The organism is Streptomyces sp. NPDC001985, assembly GCF_040296845.1.
Taxonomy (GTDB): domain Bacteria; phylum Actinomycetota; class Actinomycetes; order Streptomycetales; family Streptomycetaceae; genus Streptomyces.
This window is the reverse complement of the sequence record NZ_JBEOYB010000109.1, coordinates 1-15,988: the sequence shown is the minus strand read 5'-3', so window position 1 is coordinate 15,988 and position 15,988 is coordinate 1. Positions and strand designations below refer to the sequence as shown.

Genomic DNA, 15,988 nt, shown 5'->3' with positions numbered 1-15,988 from the left:
CCCGGCGGGCCCGCCGGGTTCGCCCGCCCCGGGGACGGGGAGTCCCCGGCGCGGGTGCCGAGCACCCGGGCCGGGGACGCCGGAGCGGGGTCCGGGCGGCGGGTCAGTCCGTGGCCGGACCGGCCGGGCGCCGTCCGCGCAGCCGCCGCACCCCCCGAATCGCCGCCGCGGCGATGCCCCCCAGGATGATGAGACCCCAGAGGATGTCGGGCACCTGGGTGCCCACCGGCACGGCGACCACCAGCGCCAGCGCCGCCCACGCCGGGGTGCGCCACTCGCCGTCCCCGTCCCCGTGTTCGTGCTTGTCCCGCTGCGCGCCCCGCAGGCGCCGTGCGCACAGCGCCAGATACCCGGCCGGTACCAGCGCGGCCACCGCCCACACCGCCGGGACCTCGAACGCGCCCACCGACCGCTCCACCGGCCCGACGAACGCCAGCAGCGGCACCACCCACAGCACCACGGCGTAGACGGCCGCCACCCCCGCGCTCAGCACCCACCCCGGCCGGCGCGGGCCGTCCGGCACCGAGCGCAGCCCCGCCTCCGCCAGGTCCAGGACGTTGAAGGGGCTGAACAACCGGTGCCGGCGCCCGGTCAGGAGCGCCGGCAGGACGGCCACCTCGGCCCCGCCGTACCTCGTCAGCGGCGCCAGCACGAAACCGAGCAGCATGTACAGACCCATGCCGTCGTGGAACGCGTCCGGGCCGAGGCCCATCGGGTACATCAGCGTGGGGGACAGCAGCAGCGCGCTGCCCACCCAGGGGCTCAGCCGCTCCAGCGCCCCGCCCAGCAGCCGGTACACCACCGTGTAGCAGGCGGCGACGACGGCCAGCCAGAGCACCGTACGGAGGAAGTACCCCGCACTGAACTCCAGATCGCGGCTCACCCGGTACCACACGGCCACCGCGGCGTGCAGCAGCCGGATCAGCAGGCCGCCCGGGAGCATGTCCCGGCCGACGGTGAATCGGCCGGCGGAGCCGGGCCGGACGCCGTCCACCGCGCGTGTGTCGTTCGCCATCGAGTACCTCCGAGTCGAGAGGGGGGAGAAGGGGCCGGCGCCCGCGTCAGAGCAGGACGCCGACGGCCGCGCCGTTGGCGGCGAGCGCGCCCAGCGCGGTGGAGGCGCGCACCAGGTTCCAGTTGCGCCAGACGACCCGGCGGTGCAGCAGCCGGTCGAAGTCCGGCGGCAGGGCGTCGGCGTCCAGGGTCTTGAGCCAGCGGTTGATCGGTACGTTCCTCGTCAGCGAGACGACCACCGTCACCAGCAGCAGCAGGGCGGCCAGCGCGTGCAGCCACCGCGCCGCGGCCCCGGGCCCCGCCACCGTCAGCACCAGGTCCAGCAGGAGGGCGAGGAGGATGCAGGCCGGCATGAACGGGTCGAACCGCGTGACCAGCAACTGGTGCAGGGCGACATAGCGCTGCCGTGGCAGTGTGAGCAGCAGCCCCGCGCCGAGAACCGCGATCATCATGCCGCCCGCCGCCATCCCGTTCGCGATCATGACCAGCGGCACCAGAAAGTGCGTCCACCCGTCCATGGGCTCTCCCTCCGCGCGTCCACCGGCTCTCCACCGGGCGGCGGCCAGCCTCCCGGTGGTGTCTCAAGCGGCTTCGGAGGATCAGTGGAGTGCGGAGGGGGTCCCGCCGGGGAGCGGTCCGGGGTGCGGCACCCCGGACCGCGACCGGGGGGTGGCCCTGCGGGGCGGTGGGGTGGTGCGCCCGTGCGGGTGGCCCCGGGGGACCGGTGGGCCCGGGGGACCGGTGGCCCCGGTGGGCCCGTGGGGCGGAGGTCGGGGCGGCCTCGGGGTGGGCCGGTGGCGCGCGGAGGTGGTGGTGTCCGGGTGGTGGGGCCGGTGGGTGCGGTGGGGCCGGTGGGTGGTGGGCCGGTGGCGCGCGGAGGTGGTGGTGTCCGGGCGCTGGGGCCGGTGGGCGCGGTGGTGTGGTGGTCGGAGGATCAGGGGCTCGGGCGGGCCGGTGGGGCGGGATGGTGAGCCGGGCTCAGGCGGACCGGTGGGCCCGGTGGTGGCCTTCGGGTGGGCGGGCCGGTGGGCCCCGCCGGGATGGTGGTTCCAGGGGGGCTCCACAGGTTCTTGAGGGGCGATGTCCAGGCTGCCCCGGACGAGCCTGGAGGTGAGCGCCGTGGAACCCACCCTGCAACCCGCGCTGTCGGCCCCCCGACTGCTGCTGTGGTCGGCACCCGACGACGAGCGTGAGCGCCGCCGGAGGCACGCCCTCCGCCGCTATGTGTCCCTGGACGGCGACGGCGACGGCACCCCGGAGCGGCTGGCCCGTGCCGCCGCGCTGGCCGCCGAGCGGCGCGGCACCGGGACGGTGCGCGGCGCCGTGGTCGCCGCCACCGTCGAGGACGCCGTACGCGCCCTGGCCGACCCGCCCGCCGCACGGGCGCCCGGCGGGCCCCGCCCCGTGGTCCTGCTCTTCCCCGGCCAGGGCGCCCAGCAGCCGGCCATGGCCGCCGGACTCTACGGCTGGGAACCCCACTTCACGGCCGCGCTGGACCGCGTCTTCACCGAGCTGGGGCCCGAGGGCGCACGGCTGCGGGACCGCTGGCTCGCCGGTGACGCGGACCCGGCGATGGACGACGCGCCCCAGTCCCAGCCCCTGCTGTTCGGCATCGGATACGCCCTCGGCCGCATGGTCCTCGACTGGGGCATCACCCCGGCCGCCCTGCTCGGACACAGCGTGGGCGAGCTGGTCGCCGCCACGCTCTCCGGGGTGTTCACGCTCCCCGACGCCCTCTGGGTGCTGCGCGACCGCGTCGCGGGCGCCGCCGGCACCGGGCCGGGCGGCATGCTCGCCGTCGCCGCGAGCGCCGAGGACCTGGTGCCGTATCTCCCGGTGGGCGGCCGGGTGGCCGTCGCCGCCGTCAACGCGCCCCGCCAGACCCTGCTCGCCGGCCCCGAACCCGAACTGCGCGCGGTGGAGGCGCGCTTGCGGGCCGACGGCCGCACCTGCCGCAGAGCCGCCTCCCACCAGGCGTTCCACAGCCCCGTCATGGACGGCGTCGCCCGGCTGGGCCGCCCGCTGGTGGCCGCCGCCCGGCCGGGACCGCCCTCCTGGCCGCTGTACTCGGCGTACCTCCCGGGCCTCCTCGACGCGGGCCGCGCCGTCGACCCGGAGTTCTGGGCGCGGCAGATCGCCGACCCGGTGCTGTTCTGGCCCGCCCTCGACGCCCTCCTCGCCACGGGCGGCCATCTGCTGGTCGAGGCAGGGCCCGGCCAGGGGCTGAGCGCCATCGCCCGGCTCCACCGGACCGTGCGCACCGGCGACAGCGCGGTGGCGCCGCTGCTCCCGGCCCGCTCCGGCACCGCCGCCGCCGACCGGCGGGCGCTCCTCGGCGCCGCCGGCCGGATCTGGACGGAGGGACACGCGCTCGGGTCCCTCGGCGCGCTCGCGGGCGACTCCGGCCCCGGCCCCGCTCCCGGCTCCGCCGCCGGGGCTCCCGCTCCCGCCCGTGTCGGCTGAGGGGTTCCAGGTGTTCGAGACACTGCTCAACGTCGATGTCCAGTTCGCCCTGCTCAACCTGCTGCTCTGGACCGCCGCCGCGCTCGTCGTGGGCCGCGCGCCGGTGGAGCGCTCCCCCCGCCGCACCCGCGCGCGGGCCGTGACCCTGCTGGTTCTGCTGGGGCTCGGCATCCTCGCGGTGGCCGGCCGGATCGTCACGGTCACCCTGATGGGCCGGGTCAGCTGGCTGTTCGCGTCCGACCGGGTCGCCGTGGCACTGCCCCTGCTGGCGGTCCCGGCAGCCGCCGCCCTGGTCGGCACGGTGCCCCGGCTGATCCACTGGGCCCGGCGGCCCTCGCTCCAGGCGCGGCGCGCGGCGTTCACCCCGTTCGCCGTGGTGCCCCCGCACCTCGCCGCCGCCGGCGCGGCCGCCGGGTTCTCCACCACCCTCATCCAGGTGGTGCCGGAGCCCGCGCCCCTCCAGGTGCTGGGCGTCCACACCACCGCGGCCGTCCTCGCCGCGGCGGGCTGGCTGTGGCAGACCCGCAGATGGCGGGCGGCCGTCTCCGGCGCCCCCGCCCGGCGGCCCCGGCGACGGGTCCGGGCGCTGCGCGCGCTGGCCGTGGCGGTGGCGCTGGCCCTCGCGGGCGGCGGGCTGCTGACGGCCGGGGAGCGGGCGAGCCGGCTCCCCGACGACATGGACATGGCCGCCCATCACAGCGGCGGCCACGACCACGGCGGGAGCGGCCCGGCCGGGGGCTCCGTGTCCGTCAGCTCCCTGACCGGGCCGCGCGGTGAGCGCCCCGACCGCCGCTTCACCCTGGTGGCCGACGAGAAGACGGTGACACTGGCCTCCGGTGGGAAGGTCGAGGCCTGGGCCTTCAACGGGCAGATCCCCGGGCCCGTGCTGCGGATTCGCGAGGGCGAACTGGTCGAGATCGTGGTGCGGAACCGGCTGGAGAAGAGCGGTGTCTCGGCCCACTGGCACGGTGTGGACGTGCCCAACGCCGAGGACGGCGTGCCCGGTGTCACCCAGGACGCGGTGGAGCCCGGCGGCAGCCATGTCTACCGCTTCCGCCCCGACGAGGTGGGCACCCACTGGTACCACTCCCATCAGCAGACCTCGGTCCAGGTGCTCAAGGGGCTCTTCGGAGCGCTCATCATCGAGCCGCGCGAGCCGGCACCGGAGGCCGATCACGACTGGTTCCTGGCCATGCACACCTGGGATCGGGCCGGCGGCGGCACCGCCCCCGCCCTCGGCCTCAGCGACCGGCTGGAGCGGCGCCGGGTCGCGCCGGGCAGCACCGTACGGCTCCGGCTGCTCAACTCCGGCCGTATCACGCACCGGTTCTCGCTCACCGGGACCGCGTTCACCGTCGAGGCCGTCGACGGCAACCCGGTGAACGGGCCCACCCCGGTCCGGGACGAGAGTCTGGTGATCGGTGTCGGCGGACGGTACGACGTGACCTTCACCATGCCGGACCGCCCGGTCCGGCTGACCGAGGTGCAGGACTTCGCCGGCGCCCTCGACCGGGGTCTGCTGCTCAGCGCGGACGGGCGCGGGGAACTGAGCCCCGACATTCCCGGCCGGGACTTCGACCCGGTCGGCTACGGCAGCCCGGCGCCGGCTCCGTTCGGTCCGGAGAGCACCTTCGACCGCGACGAGTCGATGGTCTTCGACAACGAGATCGGCTTCTACGACGGGCGGCTCACCGCCACCTGGTCCATCAACGGCAAGGTCTTCCCCGACATCCCCGCCATCACCGTCCGCGAGGGCGATCTGGTGCGGATGACCTTCGCCAACCGCAGCCGCTACGACCATCCGATGCATCTGCACGGCCACCACGTCCTGGTGCTCAGCCGCAACGGGCGCCCCGTCACCGGCAGCCCGCTCTGGCTCGACACCGTCAATGTCGAGGTCGGCGAGGTGTGGGAGGTCGCCTTCCGCGCGGACAACCCGGGCATCTGGATGGACCACTGCCACATCAGCGACCACGTCAAGCTCGGGATGATGCTGCATGTCTCCTACGAGGGCGTGACCAGCCCGTACCGGGTCGGCCGCGAGAGCGGAAACATCGTCGAGTGAGCCGAGTGAGCCGGGTGAACGGGGCGAGCAGAGCGAGCCGGTTCGGTCGGGTGAGCCGGTTCGGCCGGGCGTGTCGTACCAGCCGAGGTCGAGTGAACGGAGAGGGAGACATGACGGACACCACCGCACACGAGGAGCACCCCCCGGGCGGGGGGTTCTCACCGGCGGCCCTGCCCCGGATGTCCCCGGGCCACCAACTGATGTTCTTCCCGGTGGCCGCCGCCGCGGGCCGCGCCGTCTGGGCCCTGGCCAAACTCGGAGTGGCCGACCAGCTCACCGACGGCCCCCGGAGCCCGGCCGAGCTGGCCCGGGAGGTCGGGGCCGACCCCGACGCACTGGCCCGGGTCCTGCGGGCCGCCGCGGCTCTCGGCGTGTTCCGCGAGGTGCCCGATGGCCGGTTCGCCCTCACCCCGCCGGCCGAACTGCTCCGCTCCGATCTGCCCGAGTCCCGGCGCGACGCGGTCATCCTCCAGGGCGAGGACCTCCATCTCCTGCCGTACCGGGACATCCTGTACACCCTGCGGACCGGTGAGCCGTCCTTCGAGCGGGTCTATCCGCTGTCGTACGCCCAGCACCTCCAGGTGGACGACGCCGCCGCCACCCTGGTCCGGCTGGCCGGGGCCTCGGCGCACCGGGGGGATCTGGGCTATCTCACCTCGCTGGTCGATCTCTCCCCCTTCCCCCGCGTCGCCGAACTCCGCGGCGATGGGCTCTTCCTGTCGGCGCTGCTGCGCGAGCACCCGCACTGCCTCGGCACGGTGACCGACCGCCCCGAGGCGCTGCCGGCCGTGCGCGCTGCGCTGGCGGCGGAGGGCGCGCCGGACCGTGTCGGCACCGTGCCCGCCGACCCGTTCGGGCCGCTGCCCGCCGGCATCCCCGCCTACCTCCTCAAGCAGGTGCTCCGTCTCCACCAGGACGCGGACGCGCTCCGGGTGCTGGGCGCGGTGCGCGAGGCGCTCGGCACGGCGGACGGCCGGCGGCTGTTCGTCCTGGAGCGGGTGGTCGGCGGGAGCCGCCCGGATCTGGCCGCCGTGGTCGACCTGGAGATGCTGCTGCTCACCGGCGGCCGGGAGCGCACCGGTGACCAGTGGCGGGCGCTGCTGCACGCCGGCGGCTTCGAGGTGCTGGCCGCCCCCGCCACCGGCGCGTGGACGGCCTTCGAGTGCCGTCCCCGCTGAGGCGGCCCCACCGGCGGCCCTCCACGGCCCCGGCGTCTCAGCCGCGCCGGGCCCGGGCCGCCCCACGGGACCCCAGGGTGCGCAGCAGCATCTCCGGGCGGGCCAGCGCCACCGGGCTGCGGAGGGCCCCCGCGACCCGGATGAAGTCCGCCGCGAGAACCGGATCGTGTTCGGCCGCCGCCACCAGCCGGCGCAGATACCACAGGGCCACCCGAGCGCCCGGGAGCCCCGAGTCGGGCACGCCCGGCAGAAAGGAGTCGGAGAGGCTGGAGAACCGCCAGGACCCCGCGACCGCCCGGGCCGCGTCCTTGAAGAAGCCTCGGTGCAGCCCGTCGAGCCCCTCGCGCAGCCGGCGGCCGAGGATGAGCGCGTACGCCGCCGAGTACATCATCCCCGTGCCGTAGAGGGGGTTGAGGGCGGCGAGGGCGTCCCCGGTGACCAGCAGCCCCGAGGGGAAGCGGGAGAGCTTGTCGTAACGGCGCCGATAGGTCTCCGGGACATGGAAGACATGGACATCGGTCAGGGGCTCCGCCGCCTGGATCGCCGCCCACACGTCGTCCGGCGCCAGCTCCCTGACCTGTTCCATGAAGACGGCGGTGTCGTCGCTGGGCCGGAAGTCGCCGTAGCCGTAGACGGTCAGGGTCCACTGCCCCTCCTCCCGGACGGTGAAGTACAGACCGCGCGCCCGGTCCAGCCGGGGGCCGACCGCGATGGCCCGGTCGCTCGCGAACACATCCGCGTCACAGCGGAGAATCCGGGTGGCGTACGCCAGGTTCACCTTCACGCGCTCCTCGCGCGGCAGCGGATACCCCAGCTCCCGCAGCCAGGCCCGGTTTCTGCCCGTGCGGCCGGTCGCGTCGACCACCAGATCGGCGGTGAGGTTCTCGGTCCCGCCGCCGCCGGGCCTGCCGACGACGACGCCGGTGATCCGCTCCGGGGTCGGCGCCAGCGGCCCTACGGCCTCCCAGCCCTGGCGCAGGGTGACATGGCCGCGCCCGCCGAGCCGCTCGCGGATGCCCCGCTCCAGGAACGGACGGCTCGCCCAGACGGTGTTGAGCCCGGCGTCGGACTGACGCAGCATATGGCCGAAGTAGAACAGCCGGTGCTGGCCCATCATCTCGGCGGGGACGCCGCCGTCCCGGACGTACTGCTCGTTCATCCCCGGGAGCAGCTCCTCCAGGAGGTCGGTGGCCCGCAGGACCAGCGCGTGGGGATGCCACCCCTGGGGGACACCGCGCCGGTGCCCGGTGGCCTCGTCCCCGTCCCGCTCGACGACGGTCACCCGTTCGAAGTGATCGGCCAGCACATGGGCCGCCATCAGCCCGCTCATTCCTCCGCCCAGCACCACCGCGTGGACACCGGTCACCGGCATGCGCTCTCCTCGTGTTTCGTGGTCGGCCTCGTGGGGCCCGTGGAACCGCACGGGTACGGTGATCGGCCCCCGGCCGGGAGCCTTCCGGACGGCACCGCCCCGGCGGGACCTCACCGGGCCCCCGGCGCCGGGAAGTACCCCTTGCGGATGAAGAACCGCACATGTCTGCGGAAGGACTCCACGCTCGCGTCCGGGCTCTCCTCCGGGAGGCGCACACCGCTGCCGGCGAGCGCCGCGACGGTCCCGCTGTCGTCGACCGGCGGATAGAAACCCGCCGGGTCGGCGGCCATCGCGTCGAACGCGTCCAGCAGCGGAACCAGCGCGTTGCCGGGGTCGGCCGCCACCCGGGCACGCCAGCCGGCCGGTTCCGCGCGCTCCAGCGAGTACCCGTGGGCCCGCAGCTCCCGGGCCATCACGGCCAGCGTCAGCCCGGCGCGCCCGCAGATGTGGAAGGTCCTGCCCGCCGACTCCGGCTGCCGGGAGAGATGGACGACCGCGGCGCTCGCGTAGTCCACGGGCATCAGCCGGAACACCACCGGAAGGGACTCGGGGACGGCACCGGACTGGAGGATGCCCTTCAGCGTCAGCCAGACGAAGTCACGGGTCTGGCACGCGCCGGTCGAGTGGTCGCCGGTGATCTGGTCCATCCGGTGGACGGAGACCGGCAGTCCACGGTCCCGGGCGATGCCGACGAGTTGCTCCGCCACCCACTTGCTCCGGGTGTACCCCGTCGGCAGGCTCTCGCCGGGGCCCGCCGGATCGGACACCTCGATGGGCGCGCCGCCGCCCGCCCGGCCCGCGTAGACCCCCAGCGTGGAGACATGGTGCACGGGGACGGTGCGGTGGCGGGCGGCGAGCCGGAGGATCTCCCGGGTGCCGCCCACATTGGCCGCCCGGACCGTGGCGTACGGCTGGACCCAGGTGACGGCGGCCCCCGCGTGGTAGACGGCGTCGACCGTGCGCGCCAGCTCGTCGAAGAGCCCGGGGGCCAGACCCAGCCCGGGCAGGGCCAGATCCCCGGCCACCACCGAGAGCCGCCCGGGGTCCACCTGGTCCAGGATTCCGTACCACTCCAGATTCGCCCGCAGCCGCTCCAGACCCGCCCGCTCGTCGGCCGCGCGCACCAGACACCGCACGGTGGCCCGTGTCGTCCGCAGCAGATCGCGCAGCAGATACGCCCCGAGGAACCCGGTGGCGCCGGTCAGCAGCACGGTCCGGGGATCGGCGGCGACCCGGTGGATCTCGGCGGCCGGGCGGATGTCGTCGTCGAGGACGGTCTCGGCGGCGAAGTCCACCCCGGAACCGCCGCCCGCCCCGCTCCTCCGCAGCAGCGCGGTGCGCAGATGCCCGGCGAGCGCCCCGACCGTGGGATGGTCGAAGACCAGCGAGGTGGGCAGCCGCAGCCCGGTCAGGAACGCGAGCCGGTTGCGCAGCTCCACCGCGTTCAGCGAGTCGTACCCCAGCTCGGCGAAGGACCGCCGGTCGCGGATGGACCCCGGGTCGGGATGGCCGAGCACCGTCCCCGCCTCGGTCCGCACCAGCTCCAGGACCCGGCCGAGCTGTTCCTCCCCGGGCAGCGCGGCCAGCTCCCCGGCGAGACCGCCCTCCCTCTCGCTGTTGCGGGCGGCGGGCCGGTACGGGACGCGCACCAGGTCGCCGAGGACCGCCGGCAGCTCCTCCGGGCGCTCGCGCAGCGCCCGGTGGTTCAGCGGGGCCGCGACGGCGGCGGGGATGTCCAGGGCCATCGCCCGGTCCAGCAGCGCCGGGCCGTGTTCGGAGGCGATCGGCGGATAGCCCGCGCGGGCGATGCGGTCCACATCGGCCCGGGTCAGCTCGCCGGTGGCGCCGGAGGCGGCCCACAGTCCCCAGGCGACCGAGGTCGCGGGCAGACCCAGGGCCGCCCGGTGGGCGGCGAGACCGTCGAGGAAGGTGTTCGCGGCGGCGTAGGCGGACTGCCCCGCGCCGCCGATGGTCCCCGCCAGCGAGGAGAACAGCACGAACGCCGAGAGCCCCAGATCCCGGGTGAGATCGTGCAGATGCCAGGCCGCGTCCACCTTGGGGCGCAGCACACCGCTGAGCCGCTCCGGTGTCACCCCGGTGATCAGCCCGTCGTCCCGGGTGCCCGCCGCGTGCACCACCCCCGTCAGCGGGCGGTCGTCCGGCAGCGCGGCGAGCACCCCGGCCAGCGCCTCGCGGTCGGCGGCGTCACACGCGACGACGGTCACCTCGGCGCCCAGCGCTGTCAGTTCGGCGCGGAGCGCCTCCGCGCCGGGCGCCGCGGGGCCGCGCCGGCCGGCGAGCAGCAGCCGGGTGACACCGTGGGCGGTCACGAGATGCCGGGCGAGGATCGCGCCGAGCGTGCCGGTGCCGCCGGTGATCAGCACGGTGCCCCGCACGTCCCACGACCCGGACGGCCCGCCCCCGCCGGCCGCGTCCGGCACCCGGCGCAGCCGGGGCAGCAGCACCCGGCCCGCCCGCAGCGCCACCTGCGGCTCGCCGGACGCGGCCACCGCCGCCAGCAGCGCGGGCCCCGGCTCCGGCTCCGTACCGCCGCTGTCGACGAGGACGAACCGCCCGGGGTTCTCGGTCTGCGCCGAGCGCACCTCACCCCAGACCGCCGCCCCGCCCAGATCCCGTACCCCGTCGCCCGGAACGGCGGCCACCGCGCCCCGGGTCAGCACCAGCAGCGGAGTGCCGGTGAGCCGCTCGTCCGCCAGCCAGGCCCGGACGGCGGCGAGCGCCCGGCGGGCCGCCAGATGGGTGGCGGCCACCGGATCGGCCGCCCCCGGACCGGAGATCCGGACAACCGCCGCGTCGAGCCCCGCGAGCCGGGGCGGGCGCGGGTCCCCGGCGTCCACCTCGCCGATACGGAACGGCTCCACCGCGCCGGTGAGCGCGATCGGCGCCCAGTGGACCCGGAAGAGCGAGTCCCGCACCCGGGAGTCCGCCCGCGCCGCGGCCTCCCCGCCGCCCGCGCCCAGCGTGAGCGACCCGATCTCCGCGACCGCCCGGCCCGTCCGGTCCGCCAGCCGGGCGGACAGCACCCCGCCCGGGGACCGCGACAGCCGTACGCGCAGGGCCGTCGCGCCGGTCGCGTACAGCAGCACCCCGCCCCAGCCGACAGCGGTGCGCGTGCACCCGGCCGGCGACCCCTCGGCGAGCAGCGCCGCCCGGACGACCGCGTCGAGCAGCGCCGGGTGCAGCCCGAACCCGGCCGCCTCGCCCAGGGCCTCCTCGGGCAGGGCCAGTTCCGCCCAGACGGTCGAGCCGTCGCGCCAGAGCGCCGTGACCCCCCGCGAACGCGCCCCCTCCTCGGGACCGGTCGCCCCCGGCAGCTCCACCGCCGTCGCCCCGGCCGGCGGCCACCGCTCCAGGTCGAAGGCCGGGCCCCGGCCCCGGACGCCGAGGCGCGCGCGGGCGATCTCCGTCCAGGCCGGCTCCCCGTCCTCGGGCCGGGCGTGGACGGTGAGCGTCCGGCGCCCCGCACCGTCCGGCTCGCCCACCGTGCTCTGGAGCTGGACACCGCCGCGCGCGGGCAGCACCAGCGGCGCCACGGCCGTCAGCTCCTCCACGGCGGTGCACCCCACCTCGTCGCCCGCCCGCAGCGCCAGCTCCACCAGGGCGGACGACGGCAGCACCGCCGCGCCCGCGACGGTGGGCCCGGCCGACCAGGGGTGGGTGTGCCGCGACAGCCTGCCGGTGAAGAGGGTCCGGCCGGTCCCGGCCACCGGCACCGCGGCCCCCAGCAGCGGATGCCCGGTCCCGCCCAGCCCCAGACCCGAGGCGCCCCGGGACCCGGAGCCGGCCGCGTACCAGTACCGCTCGCGCTGGAAGGCGTAGGTGGGCAGTTCGACGCGGCGCGCCCCGGTGCCCCGGAACGGCCGCGACCGGTCCACCGGCCCACCGCGCACCAGCAGCTCGGCCCAGGAGCGGAGAAAACGGCCGAAACCTCCCTCGCCGCGCCGGAGCGTGCCGGTGACGAGCGCGCCGTCGCCCAGGTTCTCCTGGAGCGAGGAGACCAGCACCGGATGCGGGCTGATCTCCACGAGGACCCCGTGCCCCCGGTCCGCCAGCGCGCGGGCGGACCGGGCGAACTCCACCGGTCCGCGCAGATTCCCGTACCAGTACGCGGCGTCCAGACCGGCGGTGTCCATCCAGTCGCCGGTCACCGTGGAGAAGAACGGCACGGTCCCCGAGCGCGGCGCGATCGGCTCCAGCGCGGCGAGCAACTCCTCCTCGACGGGTTCCACCAGCGGGCAGTGGGAGGCGAAGTCGGTGGAGAAGCTCCTGGTCCGCGCCCCGTCCGCCGCGCACCGGCCGAGGAACTCGCCGACCGCGCCCCGGTCCCCGGAGACCAGCACCGAGCCGGGCCCGTTCTCGACGGCCACCCAGAGCCGGCCCGCCCATCCGGCGAGCCGCTCCTCCACCTCCGCGCGCGGCAGCCCGACCGCCCCCATGCCTCCGGTGCCCTGGAGCTTCAGGGCGATACGGCTGCGCAGCGCGACCACGCGGGCCGCGTCCTCCAGCGGGAGGCCCCCCGCGACACAGGCCGCGGCCACCTCGCCCTGGGAGTGTCCGACGACGGCAGCCGGCTCCACACCGTGGGCGCGCCACAGCTCCGCGAGGGAGACCATCACCGCGAACAGCGCGGGCTGGACCACATCGAGCCGCTCCAGCGCCGCCGCGCCCGCCGCGTCACCGCGCAGCACCTCCCGCAGGGACCAGGGGACATGGGGCCGCAGGGCCTCCTCGCACGCGTCGATCCGGGCGGCGAACACCGCAGAGGTCTCCAGCAGCTCCCGGGCCATGCCGGGCCACTGGCCGCCCTGCCCGGGGAAGACGAAGACGGTACGGCCCAGTTCCGCCGGGGCGCCGGCGATCCTCCCGAGGACCACCCGCCCGGCTCGCGGCTCCGGCTCGCTCCGGTCGGCCCGGTCGCCCCGGTCGCCTCGCTCGCTCCGGTCCTGGGCGCCGGAGTCCTCGCTGCCGGTGCGGGTGCCGCTGCGGGTGCGGGCCCCGGCTTTGGTCCCGGCCTGGGCCTCGGTCCCAGTGCCGGCCTCGGGTTCAACCCTGGCCTCGGTGCCGGCCCTGGCCCCGGTCTCGGTCCCGGCCCCGGCCCCGGTCTCGGCCTGGGCCCCGGGTTCAACCCTGGCCTCGGTCCCGCCCCGGGCCCCGTCCCCGGGCGCCGCGAGAGCGTCGAGCCCGGCGAGCAGCTCCGCCCGGCTGACGCCGATGACCACGGCCCGGTGCTCCATGGCCGTACGGGTCGTGGCCAGCGAGAACGCGATGTCCCCGGTGGCCGGGGCGGAATCCCGGGCGGCGAAGTCGCGCAGCCGGCGGGCCTGGGCGCGCAGCGCCCGGGGGGAGCGCGCGGAGAGCAGCCACGGCACGGCCACCGCCGGCGCCTCGGCCGCGCCGTCCGGCGGCGCGTCCTCCGGGGGCGCCTGCTCCAGAACCACATGCGCGTTGGTGCCACCGGCGCCGAACGCGGAGACCGCGCCCCGCCGGGGCGCGCCCGTCCCCGGCCAGGGACGGTTCCCGGTGAGCAGTTCCACCTGCCCCGCCGACCAGTCCACATACGGCGTGGGCGCGTCCAGATGCAGCAGCCCGGGCAACGTACCGTGCCGCAGGGCCTGGACCATCTTGATCAGCCCGCCGATCCCGGAGGCCGCCTGCGCGTGCCCCACGTTGGCCTTCAGCGAACCGACCAGCAGGGGACGCCCCTTGGGCCTGGCCCTGCCATAGGTGGCCAGCAGCGCCTGCGCCTCGATGGGATCGCCGAGCCTGGTCCCGGTGCCGTGCGCCTCCACGGCGTCCACCTCGGCGGCCGTCAGCCCCGCACGGTCCAGGGCCTGGCGGATCACCCGCTCCTGCGCGGGCCCGCTCGGGGCGGTGAGCCCGTTGGACGCGCCGTCCTGGTTGACCGCGCTGCCGCGCACCACCGCCAGCACCCGGTGCCCCAGCCGCCTCGCTTCGGAGAGCCGCTCCACCACCACCATGCCCACCCCCTCCGACCAGCCGATGCCGTCCGCCGCGCCGGCGAAGGGCTTGCACCGGCCGTCGGGGGAGAGCGCCCGGGCCCGGGCGGCGTCGAGATAGCCGCTGGGGTGGGCACAGAGGTACGAGGCCCCGGCGAGCGCCAGCGACGACTCCCCGGACCGCAGCGACTGCGCCGCGAGATGCAGCGCCACCAGCGAGGACGAGCAGGCCGTGTCCAGGGAGACCGCGGGCCCCTCCAGACCGAGGAGATAGGAGATCCGGCCGGACGCCATCGAGCTGAGCTTCCCCGTCACCTGGAACCCCTCGAACTCCTCGGGGCACTCCAGATCCAGATAGCTCTGCTCCACCAGCCCGGCGAAGACTCCGGTACGGCTCCCCCGGAGCGACTCGGGGTCGATGCCCGCGTGCTCCAGCGCCTCCCACGCGGTCTCCAGCAGCACCCGCTGCTGAGGGTCCATCACCAGCGCCTCCCGCGCCGGGATGCCGAAGAACGCCGCGTCGAAGAGGGTGGCCGTGTCGAGGAAGCCGCCGTGCCGGATGTAGATCCTGCCGGGCGCGGCGGGGTCCGGGTCGTAGAGGGCGTCGAGATCCCACCCCCGGTCCGTGGGGAAGCCGGAGATCGCGTCGACCCCGTCCAGGGCGAGCCGCCACAGCTCGTCCGGCCCGGCGGCGCCCGGGAACCGGCAGGACATACCGACGATCGCGACGGGCTCGTCCCGTTCCGCCTCCAGCTCCGCGACCCTCCGGCGGGACCTCTGGAGATCCGCGGTCACCCACTTGAGGTACTCGACCAGCTTCTCTTCGTTCGGCATCGGGAATCCGTCTCTTCCTGCCCTCCCGCGCCGCGCGCGGGCGCCAGGAGGTATGAGGGGGAGGGGGCTGTGGCGGGCTCTGGCCGGGGTCCCGGACTCAGCCGGTGTCACGGCCCAGTTCGCTGTCGATGAAGTCGAGGACCTCCTCGGCCGATGCCCCGGAGAGCAGGGACTCGGCGTCCTCCGGCCGTTCCTCCCCGGGCGCCGCGCCGGGGCGGTCTCGGTCGCGGAGGGGCTCCAGCCGGGTGAGGAGCACCCGCAGCCGCCCGGCGACGGCGGCCCGGTCCACACCGCCGGACCCGGCGGCCGAGAGCGCGGCCTCCAGCCCGTCGAGCCCCTCCGCGACCGAGACCCCACCGGCAGCCGGGTCCCCCGCCAGCCGGTCCAGGAGGTAATCGGTGAGGGACGCCGGTGAGGGATGGTCGAAGACCAGGGTCGCCGGCAGCGCGAGCCCGGTCTCCGCCTTCAGCCGGTTCCGCAGATCGAGCGCGGTCAGCGAGTCGAACCCCATCTCCTGGAACCGCCGTTCGGTGCGCACGGAGCCCGCGTCGCGCCGTCCGAGGACCTCGGCGACCCGCTCCCGTACCAGCCCGAGGACGATCCGGTGCCGCTCGTCACCACCGGCCCCGGACAGCTGCCGCGCGAGGGAGGGGACGGACACCGGGTCATCGGGCGGGGTCTCGGGCGGTGTCCCGGCCACGGCGGCCCGAGCGGGCGCCGGTGTACCGGTGAGCCAGTAGCGCTCGCGCTGGAAGGCATAGGTGGGCAGCCCGGTCCGGCGGGCGCCGCTGTCCGCGAAGAAGGCCGCCCAGTCGACCGGCACACCCCGGGCGTGGAGCTGTGCCACCCCGCCGACCAGGGCGGTCCGCTCGGACCTGCCGGGCCGCAGCAGCGGCAGGGTGAGGCCGTCGTCCAGGATCTCCCCGGCGAGTGCGGTCAGTACGCCACCGGGGCCGATCTCCGCACAGGTGGCCACCCGCTCCCGCGCGAGCGCGCGCACTCCGTCGTGGAAGCGGACGGTGTGGCGGATGTGGTGGGTCCAGTAGTCGGGTGAGTGGAGTTGGCGGGGGGTCGCGGGTTCTCC

The 15,988-nt window shown here is 76.1% G+C and carries 8 protein-coding genes; 3 read left to right on the top strand and 5 right to left on the bottom strand.

The genetic code is table 11. From position 1 onward, the window contains the following. Positions 1-103 precede the first annotated feature (103 nt). Together ABT122_RS31055 and ABT122_RS31050 are read right to left on the bottom strand one after the other, a co-directional pair. Complete coding sequence (locus ABT122_RS31055) at positions 104-1,015, bottom strand: DUF6410 domain-containing protein (RefSeq protein WP_351559063.1); 912 nt, start codon at positions 1,013-1,015, stop codon at positions 104-106. Positions 1,016-1,061: 46 nt separating this feature from the next. Then, on the bottom strand, positions 1,062-1,532 hold the full coding sequence (locus tag ABT122_RS31050; RefSeq protein ID WP_351559061.1) for an anthrone oxygenase family protein: 471 nt from the start codon (positions 1,530-1,532) through the stop codon (positions 1,062-1,064). 562 nt (positions 1,533-2,094) lie between these two features. On the opposite strand from ABT122_RS31050, the gene ABT122_RS31045 reads away from it, so the two are divergent. From ABT122_RS31045 to ABT122_RS31035, 3 genes are all read left to right on the top strand, one after another. Then, positions 2,095-3,477: an acyltransferase domain-containing protein gene (locus tag ABT122_RS31045; protein ID WP_351559059.1), complete on the top strand. Its 1,383-nt coding sequence runs from the start codon at positions 2,095-2,097 to the stop codon at positions 3,475-3,477. Positions 3,478-3,487: 10 nt separating this feature from the next. Further along, the gene (locus tag ABT122_RS31040) at positions 3,488-5,542 is read left to right on the top strand and encodes a multicopper oxidase family protein (protein WP_351559057.1); all 2,055 of its coding nucleotides are present in this window, start codon (positions 3,488-3,490) and stop codon (positions 5,540-5,542) included. Between the two features lie 110 nt (positions 5,543-5,652). Continuing rightward, on the top strand, positions 5,653-6,720 hold the full coding sequence (locus tag ABT122_RS31035) for a methyltransferase (RefSeq protein WP_351559055.1): 1,068 nt from the start codon (positions 5,653-5,655) through the stop codon (positions 6,718-6,720). A gap of 37 nt (positions 6,721-6,757) precedes the next feature. Here the strand turns inward: ABT122_RS31035 and ABT122_RS31030 are convergent, their stop codons facing one another. The 3 genes from ABT122_RS31030 to ABT122_RS31020 all read right to left on the bottom strand — a co-directional run. Continuing rightward, on the bottom strand, positions 6,758-8,092 hold the full coding sequence (locus ABT122_RS31030; protein ID WP_351559053.1) for an FAD-dependent oxidoreductase: 1,335 nt from the start codon (positions 8,090-8,092) through the stop codon (positions 6,758-6,760). 110 nt (positions 8,093-8,202) lie between these two features. Beyond that, entirely contained in the window at positions 8,203-14,904 is a 6,702-nt protein-coding gene (locus ABT122_RS31025) for a thioester reductase domain-containing protein (RefSeq protein WP_351559051.1), read from the bottom strand. A gap of 97 nt (positions 14,905-15,001) precedes the next feature. Beyond that, on the bottom strand, positions 15,002-15,988 hold a 987-nt coding region (locus ABT122_RS31020; protein ID WP_351559049.1), incomplete at its 5' end, for a phosphopantetheine-binding protein.

Bases quoted from the DNA above. Each gene is read 5' to 3' on its own strand.
- ABT122_RS31055 (WP_351559063.1), bottom strand. From the start codon at position 1,015: ATGGCGAACGACACACGCGCGGTGGACGGCGTCCGGCCCGGCTCCGCC.
- ABT122_RS31050 (WP_351559061.1), bottom strand. From the start codon at position 1,532: ATGGACGGGTGGACGCACTTTCTGGTGCCGCTGGTCATGATCGCGAAC.
- ABT122_RS31045 (WP_351559059.1), top strand. From the start codon at position 2,095: ATGTCCAGGCTGCCCCGGACGAGCCTGGAGGTGAGCGCCGTGGAACCC.
- ABT122_RS31035 (WP_351559055.1), top strand. From the start codon at position 5,653: ATGACGGACACCACCGCACACGAGGAGCACCCCCCGGGCGGGGGGTTC.
- ABT122_RS31030 (WP_351559053.1), bottom strand. From the start codon at position 8,092: ATGCCGGTGACCGGTGTCCACGCGGTGGTGCTGGGCGGAGGAATGAGC.
- ABT122_RS31025 (WP_351559051.1), bottom strand. From the start codon at position 14,904: ATGCCGAACGAAGAGAAGCTGGTCGAGTACCTCAAGTGGGTGACCGCG.